Annotated in this window: 12 protein-coding genes; 1 reads left to right on the forward strand and 11 read right to left on the reverse strand. The window is 44.4% G+C overall.

What is annotated here, in order from left to right:
- Nucleotides 1–15 precede the first annotated feature (15 nt).
- From OCV61_RS04560 to OCV61_RS04595, 8 genes are all read right to left on the reverse strand, one after another.
- Nucleotides 16–1,212, reverse strand: coding sequence for a CobW family GTP-binding protein (locus OCV61_RS04560; RefSeq protein WP_158420871.1), 1,197 nt, complete (start codon nt 1,210–1,212; stop codon nt 16–18).
- Between the two features lie 265 nt (nt 1,213–1,477).
- Nucleotides 1,478–1,711 carry a polya polymerase gene (locus OCV61_RS04565; RefSeq protein WP_158420872.1) on the reverse strand — a complete coding sequence of 78 codons (234 nt, stop codon included), beginning with the start codon at nt 1,709–1,711 and terminating at the stop codon, nt 1,478–1,480.
- Nucleotides 1,712–1,976: 265 nt separating this feature from the next.
- The gene (gene glgB / locus OCV61_RS04570; protein WP_158420873.1) at nt 1,977–3,860 is read right to left on the reverse strand and encodes a 1,4-alpha-glucan branching protein GlgB; all 1,884 of its coding nucleotides are present in this window, start codon (nt 3,858–3,860) and stop codon (nt 1,977–1,979) included.
- A 34-nt stretch (nt 3,861–3,894) separates the two neighbouring features.
- Nucleotides 3,895–5,247 carry an alpha-amylase family glycosyl hydrolase gene (locus OCV61_RS04575; protein WP_158420874.1) on the reverse strand — a complete coding sequence of 451 codons (1,353 nt, stop codon included), beginning with the start codon at nt 5,245–5,247 and terminating at the stop codon, nt 3,895–3,897.
- Between the two features lie 255 nt (nt 5,248–5,502).
- Nucleotides 5,503–6,642 carry a polysaccharide deacetylase family protein gene (locus OCV61_RS04580; RefSeq protein ID WP_262582683.1) on the reverse strand — a complete coding sequence of 380 codons (1,140 nt, stop codon included), beginning with the start codon at nt 6,640–6,642 and terminating at the stop codon, nt 5,503–5,505.
- Nucleotides 6,643–6,774: 132 nt separating this feature from the next.
- Nucleotides 6,775–7,878 carry an N-acetylglucosamine-6-phosphate deacetylase gene (gene nagA, locus OCV61_RS04585; protein WP_158420876.1) on the reverse strand — a complete coding sequence of 368 codons (1,104 nt, stop codon included), beginning with the start codon at nt 7,876–7,878 and terminating at the stop codon, nt 6,775–6,777.
- Nucleotides 7,878–9,110 (reverse strand): trigger factor, encoded by a 1,233-nt coding sequence (gene tig, locus OCV61_RS04590; RefSeq protein ID WP_158420877.1) that lies wholly within the window; start codon nt 9,108–9,110, stop codon nt 7,878–7,880. Before tig ends, nagA begins: the two co-directional genes overlap by 1 nt.
- 53 nt (nt 9,111–9,163) lie before the next feature.
- Entirely contained in the window at nt 9,164–10,975 is a 1,812-nt protein-coding gene (locus OCV61_RS04595; RefSeq protein WP_262582684.1) for a polysaccharide deacetylase family protein, read from the reverse strand.
- A gap of 229 nt (nt 10,976–11,204) precedes the next feature.
- Here OCV61_RS04595 and OCV61_RS04600 point away from each other — a divergent pair, with 229 nt between their 5' ends.
- The gene (locus tag OCV61_RS04600; protein WP_158420878.1) at nt 11,205–11,759 is read left to right on the forward strand and encodes a hypothetical protein; all 555 of its coding nucleotides are present in this window, start codon (nt 11,205–11,207) and stop codon (nt 11,757–11,759) included.
- 152 nt (nt 11,760–11,911) lie between these two features.
- On the opposite strand, the gene OCV61_RS04605 is transcribed toward OCV61_RS04600, so the two are convergent.
- The 3 genes from OCV61_RS04605 to OCV61_RS04615 form a co-directional block, all read right to left on the reverse strand.
- Nucleotides 11,912–12,382 (reverse strand): YwiB family protein, encoded by a 471-nt coding sequence (locus OCV61_RS04605; RefSeq protein WP_317258454.1) that lies wholly within the window; start codon nt 12,380–12,382, stop codon nt 11,912–11,914.
- A 104-nt stretch (nt 12,383–12,486) separates the two neighbouring features.
- Complete coding sequence (gene murI / locus OCV61_RS04610; protein WP_158420879.1) at nt 12,487–13,308, reverse strand: glutamate racemase; 822 nt, start codon at nt 13,306–13,308, stop codon at nt 12,487–12,489.
- A gap of 159 nt (nt 13,309–13,467) precedes the next feature.
- The gene (locus OCV61_RS04615; protein ID WP_158420880.1) at nt 13,468–18,642 is read right to left on the reverse strand and encodes an Ig-like domain-containing protein; all 5,175 of its coding nucleotides are present in this window, start codon (nt 18,640–18,642) and stop codon (nt 13,468–13,470) included.
- Between the last annotated feature and the right edge of the window lie 336 nt (nt 18,643–18,978).

The following is an 18,978-nucleotide window of genomic DNA, read 5'->3' on the forward strand; positions in this document are numbered from 1 at the left end:
GGTCTATCCTCCGCCTTATGCATTCAATCCAAAAAGCTGTGCCAGTTTCTCTTCATTCAGCTTGGATCCGATCACGCAGAGACGACCGGTGTATTCAGGTGCACCTTCACGGATCTCTGTTTCTTCCGGAACCATGTCAAAATAAATCCATGTTCCATCTTCTGCAGGCAGCATTCCCTTTGCACGAAGGATGATACCATATTCCTCAGATGCTGACAGTGCTTCCAGCATTTTCTCCAGTGCTTCTCTGGTATATTTCTTAATAGTCTCACGGCCCCAGCTTGTAAATACTTCATCTGCATGATGGTGATGATGATCATGGTGGTGATCATGTCCACAGCCGCAACTGCATTCCTCATCATGATCGTGGTGATGGTGATGCTCATGTTCGTGGTCATGGTCATGTCCGCAGCTACACTCTTCATCGTGGTCATGGTGATGTTCATGCTCGTGGTCATGGTCATGTCCGCAGCCACACTCTTCATCATGGTCGTGGTGATGGTGATGTTCATGCTCGTGGTCGTGGTCATGGTCGTGTCCGCAGCCGCATTCTTCATCATGGTCATGGTGATGATGATGCTCATGCTCCTCTTTCAAAAGCTCTTCTTCCAGAGATACAGGATGCTCCATAACCTCCAGCAGCTTCTTACCTTCCAGCTTCTCGATAGGTGTGGTGATGATGGCAGCATTCTTATTAATCTCCCTTAAAAGCTCCATTGCCTTTGTGGCTTTTTCTTCATCCACAATATCTGTACGGCTCATAATGATAGCCCCGGCATACTCTACCTGGTTGTTGAAAAACTCGCCAAAATTTCTCATATACATCTTGCATTTCTTTGCATCAACAACCGTTGTATAGCTATTCAGTGTTATATCAACTTCTTTTTCCACACCCTGTACAGCCTTGATCACATCAGACAGCTTGCCTACACCGGATGGCTCAATAAGGATACGGTCCGGATGGTACTTCTCTACAACTTCCTTTAAGGATGCTCCAAAATCGCCGACCAGAGAGCAGCAGATACATCCGGAATTCATTTCACGGATCTGAATCCCTGCTTCTTTTAAGAAACCACCGTCAATGCCAATCTCGCCAAATTCATTCTCGATCAAAACAACCTGCTCACCCTGAAATGCATCCTTCAACAGCTTTTTTATAAGAGTTGTTTTTCCAGCTCCAAGAAATCCTGAAACAATATCAATCTTTACCATTTTATTTTCCTTTCTGTTCTGGATTTGATCCATGAACGCAACTTGACCAGGAAACGCTTGCGCCCCCTGGTTCATGCATAAAACGACGGCCGACGTCCCTGATCACAATACTGTAAACGTAACTGCTCCATATCCTCGCAGTCACCGGAAAGTATCTGTATCTCTTAGAAACGTCAGCCTGATATTCTTTTATCTAAGTCGAAGAAAATGTTCTCTTCGCAATAAATAAAACACTACCTTACGGTTCACAGCGGCTCGCTCTAAATCAGCCGTTGATCATGAAGTTCATCAGCTTCTCGATGTCTTCTTTCTCATATGCTACGATCTCAAGCTCCGGAATCTCGCCATTGGAGAAGATGTTTGCCAGAGATACATACTGAGATAATTTGGACTTCAGATTCAGTCTGTCGCCTTCGCCTGTAACAAGCTCAACTTTACCTGCACAGCTGTCAACTACTTCAAAAAATTTATCAACGTCTTTAATATTGGATACTTTCATGCTAATATCTCCTTTCAAACTCTACGCTTTCCTGATTAATATAACTGTTCAGCACTTTCACAATTATATCTATTTTCGCGCTCATTATACCCTAACTTTTTCTAAAAAGCAAGAGCAGGTTCACTTAATACAGAAAAAAAATCAGTAAAAAATCAGTAAAAGATCGGTAAAGATTATTGTACACAGGCAATCTCCCACCAGGAGCTTTACCATGAATATGAAAAATCAGGCAAGTCAATATGGTGGTTACTTAATATTCGATGTACTAATACTGGAAAATAGCGATCCCGTATGCAGGCAGCGGATACGCAAACGAATATGGCCTGTTGTCGCACTCCTGCTTCACTGCCCGGAATACCTTCTTCCCGGTTCTTCCATTCTCGTCCATAAGCTGTGTATATTGCTTAAGTCTTGGCACACCAACCCGGTAGTCCGGTCTTGCAACCGGTGTAAAATTACATATAAAAAGAAGATTGTTTCTCTTGGTAGGCGACTTTCGCACAAAGCTGAAAATACTTCTGTAGGCATCGTCTGCATTAATCCATTCAAATCCCTGAGGATCATTATCTGTGGCATGAACGGCAGGATACTTCCTGTAAATATACAGCAGATCCTTAACAAAGCTCTGCAGATCCCGGTGCTCCTTTTCCTGAAGTAGGAACCAGTCAAGCTCACGCTCCTCACTCCACTCCCGCAGCTGCCCGAAATCTTGTCCCATAAACAGCAGCTTCTTACCAGGATGTCCCATCATAAATGTATATCCGGCTTTCAGGTTTTTGAATTTGTCCTCCAGTTCACCTGGCATCTTACTGAGCATGGAGCATTTCAGATGAACCACCTCATCATGGGAAAGCACCAGCACATATTTCTCACTGTAAGCATATGTAATGGCAAAGGTCATCTTGTTGTGATTATCCTTGCGGAAATAAGGATCCAGCTTCATATATTCCAGGAAATCATTCATCCATCCCATGTTCCATTTCAGGGAAAATCCAAGACCGCCATCCTCTGCTTTGCCAGTTACCTTAGGCCATGCCGTAGACTCTTCGGCGATCATCACAGTCCCATGATTTCTTCCAAGGACAACCGTATTCAGGTGCTTAAAAAATTCAATCGCCTCCAGATTCTCATTGCCGCCGTACTTATTGGCTACCCACTGGCCGTCACTCTTACCATAATCCAGATAAAGCATGGACGCTACTGCATCCACACGCAGGCCATCCACATGGCATTCTTCGATCCAGAAAAGTGCATTGGCAATCAGGAAGTTCTTTACCTCCGGACGTCCGTAATTGTAGATCTTAGTGCCCCAGTCTGGATGCTCCCCCTGTCTTGGGTCTTCATGCTCATAAACTGCTGTACCGTCAAAATTGGCCAGTCCGTGGGCATCCTTGGGGAAATGAGCCGGAACCCAGTCCAGGATCACACCGATCTTCTGTCTGTGCAGATAATCGACCATATACTTAAAGTCCTGTGGAGTGCCATATCTGGAAGTAGGTGCATAATAGCCGGTAACCTGATACCCCCATGAACCGTCAAACGGGTGCTCTGCGATCCCCATCAGTTCTACATGGGTATATCCCATTTCTTTTACGTACTTGGCTAACATCTCACCAAATTCCCGGTAATTGAAAAAGCCTTCTCTGTTATCCTCAGTGCTTGGATGCTTCATCCAGGAGCCAGGATGCACTTCATAAATCGCCATTGCATCCTTTTTTTCGTTGAAACGAGGACGGTTCTTCATCCATACACCGTCATTCCATTTATATGAGGAAATATCTGTAATACGGGAGGCAGTTCCAGGACGCATCTCGGCTGCATTTGCATATGGATCCGCCTTATAAAGCTCTTCGCCATGCATCCCCACAATATAAAACTTATACAGCTGCCCCTCTCTGGCTCCAGGCACAAAAACCTGGAAAACGCCAATAGGCCCGGCCTTTTCCATAGGATTTGCCTGGGTATCCCAATCATTAAACTCGCCGATCACGGATACATATTGTGCATTCGGTGCCCATACAGCAAAATATACACCTTTCTGTCTGCCATAAGAAACCGGATGGGCTCCCAGCTTCTTGTAAAGATCATAATGCGTTGCCTGTCCAAACAGATACTGATCCAGTTCTGTGAACTGCATTCTCTCTCCCATACTGAATACCTCCTAGAAAACATTTATTGGCATATCAGCGCATAGCTGCTAAAAAACTCTCATTAGGTGCAAGCTTCACCTGAAGAGCACCGTTTTCTTCTTTTATTACTGATCCGTTCAGAAGGCTGGTATATGTCTTACCCTGCATCGGAACACGGATACTTAAGTATGCATCTTTATCGTCATTATTCACTGCAACGATCACACCCTCATCTCCCAGAATCCTTGCAAATGCATACTGTCTGTTCGTAAGAAGCAGCTCCTGATACCGTCCATCAGACAATGCCGGCTGTTCCTTGTGGATACGTCCCAGTGTTTTTACCCACTGAAGAAGCTTTGGATCCGGTACATGCTCAAGGGCCTCCTTCAGATCTACTGCAGGACGAAGAGGATCATCGTTTGCCCCTTCTTTTCTTCCCTGAATGCCCCACTCTGAACCATAATACAAGGATGGAATACCAGGAAGTGTATATAACAGGGTATGTACCGGATAAATATGTCCTGGTACATTCAACTTGGAAGCAATTCTGTCCACATCATGGTTGTCTACAAAGGAATACAGCTTCAGTCCTTTGTAAATGCCTCCGTTAGCATCAAATTCCCTGCGAATGGTATGCGCTATCTCAAAATAATTGTGATCATTATGACCGGAATAAAGGCCCTTATGAAGTTCATAATTGGTTACGCTGTCCAGTTTATCTGCACTTACATAACGGCTGTAATCCCCATGGATCACTTCACCCATCAGCCAGAAATCTGCTTTTTTCTCATTGGTATAACGGCGCATCTCCTCCATAAATGAAAATTCCAGACAGTCTGCACAGTCCAGACGGATACCATCAATATCAAATTCATCGATCCAGAAGCCGATCACACTAAGGATATACTCCCTTACCTTTGGCTCCCAGTAATTCAGATTGACCAGTTCAAAACAATTCCGCCATGCTTCATAGCCGAAACCGTCATTATACGGAGAATTCCATCCGAAATTGATCCCCTTAAACCAGGAACAGTATGGGGAGTTTTCCCTATTCTGCTGAATATCCTTAAATGCAAAAAATTCTCTGCCTGTGTGGTTGAATACTCCATCCACAACAATCTTGATCCCCAGCTCATGCGCTTTTGCAACAAAAGCTTTAAAATCCTCATTGTCCCCCAATCTACGATCAACCAGCTTATAGTCTCTGGTATCATAGCCATGGGAAGTAGACTCAAATAATGGTCCTATATAAATCGCAGTGCAGCCTAATGACTGAACATACGGAAGCCACTCCATAAGCTCCTGAAAGCGGTGTGTTACTTCCTCCTGTGTGTTCTGCCTGGGTGCACCTGTCATACCGATTGGATACATGTGATAAAATACTGCTTCTTCATACCATTTACTCAATGTTTTATGCCTCCTACTCTTAAGTCCGCTCATCCGGCATTTTCGCACTCTGTAATATCTGCCGGATCGTAATTTAGGCAATCCCATACCTTTTCCGTCTGTATCTATGCACTTTGTTCAAAAAAGTCATATTATAGAACCGCCTCATAGTCAATATTATACCAATGGGAGGGCAATGCGTCAATGTTAAATGACAACATACCCTCCCATATTCTTGTATTTTATGCATAAATCTGTTATTTCTGACTATTCCAGTTATTCGCCGCTTTCATCCGTATTGCCATCTGTACTTCCGTCAGTATTTCCATCAGTACTTTCGCCAGAAGTATCTCCTGCATCAGAAGAAGCCCCAGCAATGATCCCCTTATCAAAAGAACTTTGCCAGAAATCGGAATAGGATGCCATCTGCAGAGTCACTCCTTTAGCCTGAGCCATCTCGCTTACTGTGACCAGCTTATAACCCTGCGCCACCAGCTCCGGAATGATCCTCTTTGCGGCCTCTACTGTAGGCTGATGAATATCATGCATCAAAATGATACTTCCATCAGACAGATCCCCCTCCATAACGGACTTATAATCAAGATCTGCATCCTTATAATCCCAGTCCCTGGAATCCACACTCCAGGTAAAAAACGGCTTTCCAACAGTATCAATGATATCCTGATTCCATTCTCCATAAGGTGCCCTGGCTACCGTTGCCGCCTGGCCACAGGCTTTGATCAGAAGATCATCTGTATCTGTAAACTGTTTCTTTACAGAATCCAGATCCAGATTTTTAAGATTCGGATGATCATATGAATGGCTTCCGATCTCACATCCGGCTTTTAGAATATGCTGTACCTGTTCCGGATAATTGCCCACATTTTGTCCAAGCATAAAAAACGTTGCATGTGCATTGTTCTCTTCCAGACAGTTCAACAAATCATCTGTATACTGTCCCGGTCCATCATCAAAAGTAAGACAAAGTAATTTACGCTTCTGAGAGGGGTCATAAGATCCATCTTCATTAAAATAGTAATCCTTTATTCCTTTTGATACCCAGCCAGTTTGAACATAACCATTATCATTAAAGCAGTATTTGGTTCCGGAAATATCCTGAAGCCCTCCTGCATAATATGTACCATCAGCATTCTGATACCACTTACCATTTTTATCTTCATGCCATCCTGGAGCCACATATGCTACCTTTGCCGCATCTTGCTGCCCCTTTAAAGGCTGGCGGATGGCTGCATCCGGATCTATTGATATATTGGCCTGTACCTCTACCGACTTGCTTTCATCCTTTCCACTGATACGGTTGGCAATTGGAATAATGATCCCTCTTACTACAAATACCACTGCCAGAACCATAGCCACCAAATATGTGGCAAGCCTGATGATCTTCCTTCGTCTCATCTGGCGCTTTTTCCTGCGCATCCTCTCGCGTGCTGTTCTTCTGTTCATTTCACCAATAACCCCACTCTTAACTATGATTAACCAATTGTATGATTATTCGAATATGGCAGGATTAACATCCCACTTCTATATTCATATTACCTGAATAAGATCCAATTCCGGTGTTACCAGAAGAAGATCTGCTTCCTTTCCAATTGTTACTGATCCGGTTCTGTGATAGATTCCTATACTCTTTGCCGGATTTCTGGTTGCTGCAAAAACAGCGTCCTTCAGCGGAATCCCAAAAGATACTGCCTTCTTCATACAGTCAAAAAGATTGGTCGCAGAGCCGGCAATCGTGCCATCCTGCAAAAGCGCCTTTTTATTCTGTACCTGTACCAACTGGCCACCCAGATGATAAATACCGTCTTCCATTCCGGTTGCCATCATGGAATCGCTGATCAGGATCATCCTCTCAGGTCCAAACATATGAAATGCTGCTCTCACTACTGAAGGATGTACATGTATCCCGTCACAGATAAGCTCTGCCATACATTCAGGGTCGTCAAAGGCTGCGCCGATCAGCCCGGGTGCCCTGTGCCCCAAAGGCTCCATAGCATTAAACAGATGGGTCACATGATGTGCTCCCTGTTGCATGGCTGTCCTGGCTGTATCATAATCTGCTGATGTATGTCCAAGGGAAATACATACCTGATCATGAAATTCCCGGATAAACTCCATTGCCCCTTCTGCATTGGGTGCAAGGGTCATGATACGGATCCGTCCGCCGGAATACCCATTCAGCCTGCCAAACAGTTCTGGATCCGGCTTTAGGATGCAGCTTTCCTTATGTGCCCCCTTCCTGACAGGATCAAGAAAAGGCCCCTCCATGTTAATCCCCTGAACGGTTGCCCCTTCCCGATATTCTCCCAGACTGCGGATATTGCTGAAAATGTCCTTCAGACTATTCTCCGGCAATGTCATAGAGGTTGGACAGCAGGATGTGATCCCGTGCTGCCTTTCATATCTCAGGATAGCCTTCAGTCCCTCCATATCTCCGTCACAATAATCATGTCCGCAGGCTCCATGGGTATGGATATCTATCAGTCCCGGCAGAACAAGCAATCCCTCCGCATCAATTACAGTGCAGTCCGTCAGCTGCTCCTGGCCGGATACGATCCTGTGTCCTTCAATATACAGTTCCTGTCTGCGGAAGCTTCCGTCCTCCTGGAACACCATCCCGCCCTGAATGATCATCACTGAGCCTCCGTACTGTCTGCACCTGTTGCATTTGTATCTGCTGTGTCTGTATTTACTGTATCTGCACCTGTTGCTTCTGCATCCGTAGTTGCTTCTGTCTGCTCCACATTGGCATTGGCCACCAGGAAATCTTCGATACGCAGCAGTCCAATCGTCTCATCCACTGCTGCCTGTCCGTAAGTATCAATCAATACAGCCATATCTCCTGCACCTGACTGCTGCAGGATCTGATCCTGAATAGCAAGACATTCCTCATCATCCAATGCAATGCCCTCTGCATCCATAATCTTCTGGACGATCAGATTCTGTTTTACCTTCTGCTGTGCATAATACTGACACTGGCTGTTAAAATCTTCGGTAGTCAGTCCCTGAGACTCTACAAACTCTTCCAGCTTCATCCCTGCCTGATCTGCATACTTCTGTACCAGACGTTTGTACTCTGCAGAAGCCTCATCCATATCCGCTTGCGGGTATTCCTTAACCTCAGAATTGGAAAATACCTGTGACCATGCCTGAGTCTTCAAAGCCTGATCTGCATTTGTTACAGCCTCTGCTTCCAGCTGGGTACGCACCCCTGCCTTGTATTCTTCCATATTGGCATAATCGGTATTATCAGTCACCCACTCATCTGTAAACTCAGGTGCTCTCCGAAAGCTCTGCAAAGTGATCTGGAATACAGCATCCTGCCCTGCCAGATCTGTCTGTCTGTAGTTCTCCGGAAATGTAACTTCAACATCCTTGGTGTCACCTTTCTTCATACCGATAATACCTTCTTCAAAGCCTGGGATCATGGTGCCGTCTCCGATGGTCAGATCATAATTGTTCCCTGATCCGCCTTCAAAAGCCACTCCGTCTTTCTTGCCTACAAAATTAATGGTAACTGCATCTCCATCCTGGACGGTCGCTCCCTTCTGGGTAACTTCCTTCATATTGTCCTTCAGATTCTCTGTAACACGGTTGTCCACATCTTCCTCTGTAACCTGCACATTACTTTTCGTCAGGACGATTCCCTTATATTCACCCAGTGTAATATATTTATCTATATCATCTACAGAGACCAGACGGGTGTCTGAGTCCTGGCTGCTCTTGTTCATATCTGTATCCTGTGTTGTATCGGTCTTTGTGTCCTCTGTCTTTGTCCTGTCTGCGTTACCGCTTCCATTATTTTCGCAGCCAGCCGCCAATATCAGACACATGGCAAGTACTGCCACACATGTTTTTCGTTTCATTTTCTGTCTTCCTTTCTCCTGTTTATGCCATCTTTATAATGATCCCCCCGGCATCAGCCCATAGGTGGTACCGGCGTGGGTCTTGAAGGATCAAACACAGCAGATGCATCAAACAGATCTGACAGCATCTCCGGATTGTAGTACATCCTGTACCCATCCACATTCCTGCGGCCCATACGGAAATAACCGTCTCTGATCTGTACAAAATATCTGCTAGAGTCCACATTACAGTAATAGTTATAACCCTGTGACTTCAGATATTCAAACTTCTCATCTCCAGTATAATCGCCGCCATCATTAATATCTGCGCCAAATGCAAAGATAATAATATCTGTACCGCCAATCAGCGGATCCACATTCTCCTTAAAATTCTGCGTATCTGTCACAAGCCGTTCCATGGATACACTGGACATATTCTTATGTCCCCAGGTATGACTGGCAAAAATCCAACCCTCGGCTTTCATAGCATCTGCCACTGCCTTTGCTCCTGCACGCTCTGTATCCAGATTAAAATCCGGATGTGCATCCAACCAGGCTTTCTTATCATCATTCAGATCATCCGGTCTGGTCTGATAACTGATATCTGTACGGTATCCAAGGATCCCGTTATATCCAGTAAGTGCAACAATGCCTTTGGCTCCATGATAGGAAAAATCCGGATGCGCTTCAACAAAACGGTCGATCAGAGGAACCACATCATAATCCCCCACAGAGATACTCCCGTCATCCTCCACGTATTCATTCCGAACCCTGCCATCTCCATCTACTACCAGTTTTGTAGCGATCCCGTCTCCATCCTGCGAATGATAATAACACACATCATCCTGTGAAAGCACAAACGGGATTTTCCCTTCCGGCAAATGCACCTCTTTTCCCTGCATCACACCATTCTCATCCATCTGGGCAAGGTCATAAATGCTCACCATCACATAACCTTGGTCATACATGGTCTGGGTGATCTGGTTAAACTCACTCATAGTAGTCATGACCTGGTCGTAACCGCCCTGTTTGTAATCTCCATCAAATGCCTTTGATGGATCTACGATCAAAGAATGATAAAAGATATGTGTTACCTGCTCAGGGCTCCATGCCACACAGGCATCCTTTATCTGCTGATAACCTGCAGCAGCCTGCTGCATATCAGGGCTGCTTCCGTAAGCAGCATCATTCTGAAGAAGGCTGATCGCCTGGTCATAGTCATACTGAACTGCACAGTTCTCTGCCTGAGCCAATACCTGCTGGATTCGCTCTGCCTCTGCAGCTGCCGCCGGATCCGGGATTGGTGTTGGCTCTTCTGTCACCTCTGGTGTAGGCGTAGCTCCCTCTGTCACCTCCGGCGTAGGCGTAGCTTCCTCTGTCACCTCCGGTGTAGGTGTAGCTTCTTCTGTCACCTCTGGTGTAGGCGTAGCTTCCTCTGTCACCTCTGGCGTAGGTGTAGCTTCTTCTGTCACCTCCGGCGTTGGTGTGATTCCTGTCACTGCCGCCACATCAATATCTTTCTTATTATCTGTGCTGTTCTTATTACCGGTCGTCTTAATTCCATTTGTCACAGCCGTCCGGATCCTGCCAAACTGCTTCCCGATATCCTTACGGAATAGAATCCCTCCGCAGGTAAACAGTACCAATATAGCAAGAACCGATCCAAGAATCCTGTTCCGCTTTCTTCTCTTTCTGCGAAGCAGGATCCGCTCATGCCGTTCCTGTCTGCGTGCTTCATAATAAGCCGCTTCAGCCTTCTCATCTGTATCCGTTTCCCCGGAATCAGCCAAACTGTCTCCCCAGAATCCTGGCTTCTCTTCCTCAGGAAGCTGCAGTTCGTCCTTAATCTCCCTGCTGTCCTCCTGTTCCGGCTTCATCTCCCTCATTCAATATACTCCTTTTTCTTCATGGACGATACAAAAGCATCCGTCCAAAAAGTTTTTCTTATCTGTATGATTCCCAATATCGTATTTTTTATTATAACCGTTTATTCTCCTAAATTCTACATTCCTATTCCGTTTTAATTTTATTTTAATAATTGCGTTTTACCTCAAACAATGTTAAAATAAACTCTGCGTGAGTATTATTACAAATTACACACAGGAGGATGCGTATATGAGTACAGTAACTATCGTCCTTCTTGTCATTCTGGTTGTTCTGGTAGGCTTGTTGATCGGCTTGTATTTTTTCGGAAAAAAGACCCAGAAGAAGCAAGAGGAGCAGCAGGCACAGATCGAAGCTTCCAAACAGACGGTTTCCATGTTGGTCATCGACAAAAAACGGTTGCCGCTGAAGCAGTCCGGTCTTCCACAGATGGTCATTGACCAGACTCCAAAGCTTCTGCGCCGTTCCAAACTGCCGATCGTAAAAGCAAAAGTCGGCCCGAAGATTTCTATCCTGATCGCAGATGAGAAGGTTTTTGACCTGATCCCAGTAAAGAAAGAGATCAAGGCAGAAGTCAGCGGATTATATATTGTAGGTGTTAAGGGTATCCATGGTACTCTGGAGGCTCCAGTCAAGAAGAAAAAAGGCTTTTTTGCCCGCTTCAAAAAAGACAAAGCTCCGGAAGTCCAGTCACAGCCAAAGCAGTCCGGCAAATCCGCAAAAAATACTAAAACTGCTGCAGCTAATACCAATACAACCGACAAGAAAAACAAGAAAAAGAAATAAGCCGTATTTCGGCACTATACGAAATGTCTACACGCTGCGTAGACATTTTGAACAAGCTAAAACCGTATACAAAAACCTGTATACACAGACCTGCTTCCCAGGCTGTATATACAGGTTTTTTTGATCCGGATTACCCGAATCTTCAATATCTTCTATAAAGCAAAATGATCGTTCTTTTCTTCTACCAGAATAGAAAGACAGCAGTCCGCCACATAACCCTCATTCATTTCCAGGGCATAGTCCACTTTCATATCCAGGCATCCTTCTTTTTCTTTAAATTCCAGATTCGTAGCAGCGATCCCCATCTGCAGAGTGCCAAAGGGTGTGGTATAAAAGGCCACGTTCTTCTTTCCCTGTTCAAAGACCATATGGGTATTCACCAGGCCTTTTTTACGCACCTCCATCCCCTTAGGGGAGATCTTGATATAATTTACTGTTGGTTTATTGCTGTCATCCAACATTTCTTCATATCGCACATAATGGCTGCCATTGCGGAAATAGTGTTCCCCCGGAACCACGATCTCTACCGGTTCCTCCTGTCCATCTCCTTCCATCATATGCAATCCGCTTACATGCACCAGCACCTGTTTTTCCATGTTATGTTCATTTCCTTTTCTGTTCAAGAATGCCTCCGGCATTACACCAGAGCCAGCCTTTTGGATATGCATCCTGCTCCTGTGTTATAATTCTCTGTTTTTGTTATGTCCCTGTTCTTATGCCGGTCCTTTTAGTATTTCTCTATGTCGATCTTCTTTGTCATAGACACATCATAGGGCAGGATGGAATTTGCAAATCCTGTAAATTTGTCTGCCAGATCGCTGACGAAAAATCTATAAGGAAAATCCTCCTGGATTGTTCCTGCACTGAGCATATCTTTTTCTTTCAAAAGCCGTCCCAGCTCCAACGCAGTCTCATAGGCAGGATTCACAAGGCGTACACCATCTCCCATCACCTGTGCGATGGTGGATCTCAGCAATGGATAATGGGTACAGCCAAGGATCAGTGTATCAATGTTCTCTTTTTTCAGATCCTCCAGATACCTTTCGGCTACCTGGGTGGTTACAGGATCATGGGTCCAGCCTTCTTCTGCCAAAGGTACAAACAGCGGGCAGGGCCGGCCGATCACTGTGATCTTCGGATCCAGCTTTTTCAGATATTTTGCATGGATTCCACTGCCAATAGTACCTTCTGTGCCGATTACACCAATGCGGTGATTCCTGGTCACTGAAGCAGCTACCTTTGCACCGGCCTCGATCACTCCAATCACCGGAATATCCTGCTCTGCCTTTACAGTATCCAGTGCAAAGGCACTGGCTGTATTGCAGGCTATGACAATAGCCTTTACCTGCTGTTCCTTTAGGAAATGGATGATCTGCCTGGAATATCTGACGATCGTCTCCTTTGATTTACTTCCATATGGAACTCTGGCTGTATCACCAAAATATACGATTTTCTCCGAAGGAAGATTACGCATAATCTCTCTTGCCACAGTCAACCCGCCTATCCCGGAATCAAATACTCCAACAGGGGCATCTCTATCTATCTTCATTATTAATTCTCCGTTCTCATGGATTCAGGGCAGAATCTGTCCCCTGCATCTTAGGATTGTTGAATCATTTTACCACCAAATCAGCCCAAGTGCAAGACAGGCTGCCCTTGAGTATGAACCAGAAAGATCCTGCCCATGTAAGCGGAAAGACCCTGCTCCTTATTTAACGGTTACTTTGATCTTACAGGTTTTATTCCCTGATTTTACTGTGATCACTGCAGTGCCGGCCTTTTTACCTGTGATCACTCCATTTTTAGCAGCCTGGGCAACCTTCTTGTTGGAGGAAGTATATGTTGCCTTCTGAAGACTTGTCACAGGTGCAACTGCTGCCTGCAGCTTCAACTTCTTGTTCCTTCCAAGCTTTACGCTCTTTGCAACCTTCTTGCCTGTAGCAGCATTGGTAACTGTCAAAGCAGTAGTCTTTACTGCCTTTTTCTGTACCTTTACCTTGAACCATACAGAATATCCGCTTTTCAGTTTCACTGTGATCACTGCAGTACCGGCTGCCTTGCCTGTGATCTTCCCTTTATTACTTACTGCTGCAACCTTTGGTTTGCTGCTAACAAAACGTTCAACACTGTCGCCCTTTGCCAGACCACTTACCTTCACAGTATAAGACTGTTTTACCTTCAGAGGAACCGTTTTCTTTGCCCCAACAGACATGGTAAGTGTTGCAGGCAGTGCAGGAATTTCCTGTACGTTCAGTTCTTTCTGGCATACCGTACATTTCTGTACCTTCTTTCCTGCCACAAGAGCAGTTGCCTCCTGAACCACTGTCCATTCTCCTGCCTGATGGTTACCTGTTGCAGGAATCACTGTCTGGGTCGTTTCAGCACAGGTTGCACACTTAAGAACCTTGTATCCATTCTCACTGCAGGTAGCAGCCTTGCCTCCGATTTCCACTGTATAGCTGTGGTTTCTGGTTGCAGGGATCACTGCCTCTACCGGTGTGTTACACTTAATACATGTAGTCTTTTTCAGACCTGTCTCTTTACAAGTTGGCTCCTTTACAGTAACCCATCCGTTTTCATTTGGCACATGAGCTGTACAAATATCACTGTCCTGATTTTCTTCAGTAAAGATATAATCACTAAGAGAACTGATAAGGAAAGTAACGGTCATGTCCTTTTCCTCATAATCAAATGGCAGTTCTTCCCTTGTTCCATCCCCCAGTACGTGGATCAGCTTCATATTATCTGGATCCATTCCATCCGGGATCGGCATTGTTACACGGATTGGTGCAGATGGCTGGATGTTTTCTTTTCCTTCCACTACCTGGTTATTATTTTTTGTATCCACTACAGACAGCTTAATACTAAGTACCAGACTGTTACCTGGTGTATAACCGTAAGTATTACCTGATTCCTTTACTGTCAGCTTGGCTGCCAGTACCTGATCCTGGCTGGTTCCGGCAGACGCAGCATCCAAAGCAGTAAGCGCTGCTCCTGTAACCTGGATCTTGCCTACCTTATCTGTTACATCTGTAAGGGTATCTGTAACATTCTCATTGGCCATTATTGCCAGCTTCTCTGATATTGGAAGAACATTATTCAAGTTGCCTCTGGAAGCCAGTTCTTCATTGTCAATAGAAATGAGGTCTTTTACAGAATCATTGATGCGTTCCTTCTGCTCTTCTGTTAATTCCTCTGTATCTTCATCAATGTTTTCCAGAATTTCTTCCAGCGTACTGTCGATTTCATCCATCTTATCCCCTATTTGGTCTTCTGACTGATATTCATGAATGTTGACAGTTCCAATATCTGTGCAGATCAAATGCTGGTCATCCGGATCAATTCCTACAACAAATCCCCCGTTAAACCCAACATAATAGGTGATCCCCTCTGTCAGGTTATATCTTACAGTACAATCGGAAGTGTTCACTATTTCCCGCTGAGCTACAGGCTTTTTGCCTTCCATAGCATAGATAACCGGCCGCAGTGCCGGATCAAACACATACGCACCTGTGTGATCCGGTGTGAAGGTATACCAGGCATTACGATACTGTAATGGATTTTTTATATTTTCGTTGGTGCCCATTTTTAAAGTGCCAAGAACCATCTGATCTACAGGCAATACCTGGATCATGCAGTCTTCTTCATTTTCGATGGTCAGCTGATCAAAGGTATTGACATAAATCACTGCTTTATAAGTTCCTGCAGGATAGTGTGCGGAAGAATCTGTATCCACACTGACTTTTTCTGCATGCAGCTCGTAGATGTTGCCCACTGTATCCCGATTATCCTCACTGGTGCGGATTTCCACATTTTCTGTTGTGTCATCCTGATATGTAACATGTAAGGTACCAAGCAGATAGAACACATCTACATACGCTGCCATCTTGTTGTCCAGTTTCCACTTTACAGAAGCTTTTTTTACTGCCTTCATATATGTAAGTTTCAGATTGAAAACATTGGCGTACATGTCATCGCCTTCGTCGTCATAGCCAATTAATACCTTTCCACTGAAACCAATGTAATAGGTTGTACCCTGCACCAGATCGTAGGTTTTATAACTGTCTGCATTCATAGACGGACGGATCAGATCCTCAAAATCATCCAGCAACTGGTAAACACTGACATTACCAAATTCAGCATTCCCATCCTTTGTATCAATCCCCAAATTGAATTTCCCGGATGCCGGTGCTGTAAATCTGTACCAGCAATATTTACCTGCAGGGCTGTTCACTCCATTATTGATCCCTACCGTAAGCTCTGCAAGCTGTGAAACTGCTTTCACCTGGAAGGTGTATGTCTGATCCATAGTTGTGATCTGCTTTCCGTTGCAGCTTATAAGGATCTTATAGGTTCCTGCCTTCAGGCTGTTCCCAGGTGCCACTTCTATGCCATCTTCCACATCACATCTTTGCAGTTTGTAGGTATAAACACATCCGTAATCTTTATCAACCGCCTCTCTGTTATCTCTGCCGTTAAAGGTAAATTTTTTCTCTGTATCGTCTGCATAATGAACAGTTAATATACCATTCAGATACACCACATCCAGCCGTTCTGTGTAATCCATGCTGCCAAGCTCCAGGCTTGCAGAAGTAATGTCAGACGCCTCCTTTTTCTTTGTGATGGTAAGATCACACACAGTCTCGGACACATCATCCATCCCGCCATATCCAAGGCCTATGTAATAGGTTTTTTTCCCCTCAAGAGTGTAAACCTGATCTCTATCATCGGTTTCTCCCCAAGCAATGTCTGTGTAACCATTTCCAAAATCTTCACGGACTACAGAAGAAACCTCTTTGCTGCCATGGATCACATAATTTCCTGCATCCTTTGTTGTAAAACGATACCATGCATATTGTTGATTGCTGGTAGTCTTATAGAATTTTACATCCTTATTTTCTCCTTCATGAAGCTCTGTAAGTTCCCTCAAAGCCTTCACATGAATGGTATATTCTTTATCCAGGGGCAGGGGCTTGCCGTTACATTTTACGATCAGTTTGTAAGTACCTGCGGGCAAAAAAGCACCCATCGCATACTCTTCTCCCTCTTCGTCTAAAATATCCTGGAAGTATTTGCTGTATTTATTTCCAAGAGAGTCTGTCCTTTCATCAAAACCCAGATTCTCTGTATTTCCGTCACTGAATATAACATGAAGAACACTTTCTGACTGCAAGGTATTGGACCAGCGTTCTGTAAACTCTGTACGATACAAGGTTGTGCTTGCAGACTGCACATGGGGAACCAGTTTAATCTGCAGGTCTGCCTTATTTGCATATTTATGATACCCATTCTCATCAATACCTGTGTACAGATGGTCAGAAAATTTCAGATAATAAGTAGTTCCTGCTGTCAGCTCATAAGTCCGTCCAAGCCCGGTATCCTTATTATCATCCTCTGAAACAGCGCTCAGTGCATCACTGTTCGCATAACTGGAAGAATCCTCTTTTTCCGGATAAACCCAGCTGTTGATGGACATAGGATATATTTTGTATGTACCGTCTTTTCCAGGAGTAAACTGATACCAGTAGTTCCTTCCTGAACAGCCCTCTATATCTGCATTGGAACCGGACTGCAAAGTACGTACTTTCTTTAATGGGATCACCCGGATATCATATCCATCATATCCATTCTTCTGGCCCACAGTCTGGCCGTTACAGGTAAAGTATATTTTGTATTCTCCTGCTTCCAGCTCAACTTCGCCTCTAGACATACCATCATTTGTTATGATATACTCTGAAAAATTATTTCCATATTTGTCATACACACTGTAGCCATTATACTCAAGGTCATAAGATGTTCCGTTATCATAATTTATATGTACCTTTGCGCCGCTGAAAGAGACCGCATCCTGATTCGCCACAAATTCCTTCTGCACATTTGTATCATCTACTTCAACAGACGAAATCCCCGGAATCTGATAGATTTTCATCTGGGAAGCCGTATTTGATGAATGATACCCGTCATCATCATAAATGCCGATGTTACCAGTGAAGTCCACATAATATGTTTTCCCTTCCGTAAGCGGATAAGCAACGCTGGTAAAATCATGAGGGTGTGTAAACAGCCGGTCAATTTCGGTAAGTCTGTCACCATTCTCCTCTATCACCCGTACAGAATCGCCTACTGGTTCAAAAACATAAATACCCGTTTGGGGAGCTGTGATCTGATACCAGGAATCCCTTCCGTCTGATGGACTTGCAATATCATAATTCTTATCACCTACAGTAAGCTTTGGTGCTTCACTTCTGGGCTTTATGGTGATCGAACGGATCCCCTCTGTCACTGTAACATCCGGTCTTCCCATCCCACGGATATCTTTGCCTGTAAGAACCAGGTCATATGTACCTGCAGCCAACATACCACTTACCGGCTGTCCATCTTTTTCATAAGTATAGGTCCACTGATATCCCTTAGCATTATCTTCAACTGTAGAGCTGTACTGGTTAAATGTGAGCGTTGTTGTAAAATCATCCCCGTAAGTAATATGCAGCACCGCACCTACGATCCTGCATGGAGCAGTAAGATTTTCATAAAATTCAGTCTGTGCATGAAGCATATCTATAGACACAGATACTACCTGGTCTACGTCCACCTGACCATCAGCCAGGACAGGATCTGTCCCCTGGACAGTGGCTCCATCTGAAAAATCAGAGAGCTGATCTGCCTCTGCTTCCGGCTCCTCTGCCACATCCTTCACAACTTCGCTTTCCAGATCCTGTGCGTCCTCTACTTCCGGTTCTGCAAAGTCATTTTCTGCTTCCACATCTGTGAAAACACTCTCTTCTCCTATGCTTTCTGCAAATACAGATGCAGGTGCAGAAGTCACCAGCATTGCAGCCGTTAAAAGCACGGAACATACTCGTGATATCAAACGATTTTTCATGTTGTTCCTCTCCCTCTTGTGATTATTATTATTTTAATTGTATTGAAAAGATAAATATATGTCAATAAAATCCATCATAAAACCCTATATAAATTCCATAAACCACAACATAAAAAGTAATAAAATCCCATATAAACTCTATAAAACTCCATAAACCCCAACACAAAAGTCGCATAATTTCACAAAAACCCACATGCCTTCCCCTGGTATACTTATGGAGCTGTCGGTAAATAACGTTTTTTAGAGTTGACAGCAACAAACAAAAATATCCTGACAGTTACAGAACTTTCTGGCTCTGCAACTTGTTCAGGATATTTTTATTTTGATAAATACTTT

The organism is Blautia ammoniilytica (assembly GCF_025566965.1).
Classification (GTDB): Bacteria; Bacillota; Clostridia; order Lachnospirales; family Lachnospiraceae; genus Blautia_A; species Blautia_A ammoniilytica.

Bases quoted from the DNA above. Each gene is read 5' to 3' on its own strand.
- OCV61_RS04580 (WP_262582683.1), bottom strand. From the start codon at position 6,642: ATGAGACGAAGGAAGATCATCAGGCTTGCCACATATTTGGTGGCTATG.
- murI (WP_158420879.1), bottom strand. From the start codon at position 13,308: ATGAAGATAGATAGAGATGCCCCTGTTGGAGTATTTGATTCCGGGATA.
- nagA (WP_158420876.1), bottom strand. From the start codon at position 7,878: ATGATCATTCAGGGCGGGATGGTGTTCCAGGAGGACGGAAGCTTCCGC.
- OCV61_RS04565 (WP_158420872.1), bottom strand. From the start codon at position 1,711: ATGAAAGTATCCAATATTAAAGACGTTGATAAATTTTTTGAAGTAGTT.
- glgB (WP_158420873.1), bottom strand. From the start codon at position 3,860: ATGGGAGAGAGAATGCAGTTCACAGAACTGGATCAGTATCTGTTTGGA.
- OCV61_RS04600 (WP_158420878.1), top strand. From the start codon at position 11,205: ATGAGTACAGTAACTATCGTCCTTCTTGTCATTCTGGTTGTTCTGGTA.
- OCV61_RS04595 (WP_262582684.1), bottom strand. From the start codon at position 10,975: ATGAGGGAGATGAAGCCGGAACAGGAGGACAGCAGGGAGATTAAGGAC.
- tig (WP_158420877.1), bottom strand. From the start codon at position 9,110: ATGAAACGAAAAACATGTGTGGCAGTACTTGCCATGTGTCTGATATTG.
- OCV61_RS04615 (WP_158420880.1), bottom strand. From the start codon at position 18,642: ATGAAAAATCGTTTGATATCACGAGTATGTTCCGTGCTTTTAACGGCT.
- OCV61_RS04560 (WP_158420871.1), bottom strand. From the start codon at position 1,212: ATGGTAAAGATTGATATTGTTTCAGGATTTCTTGGAGCTGGAAAAACA.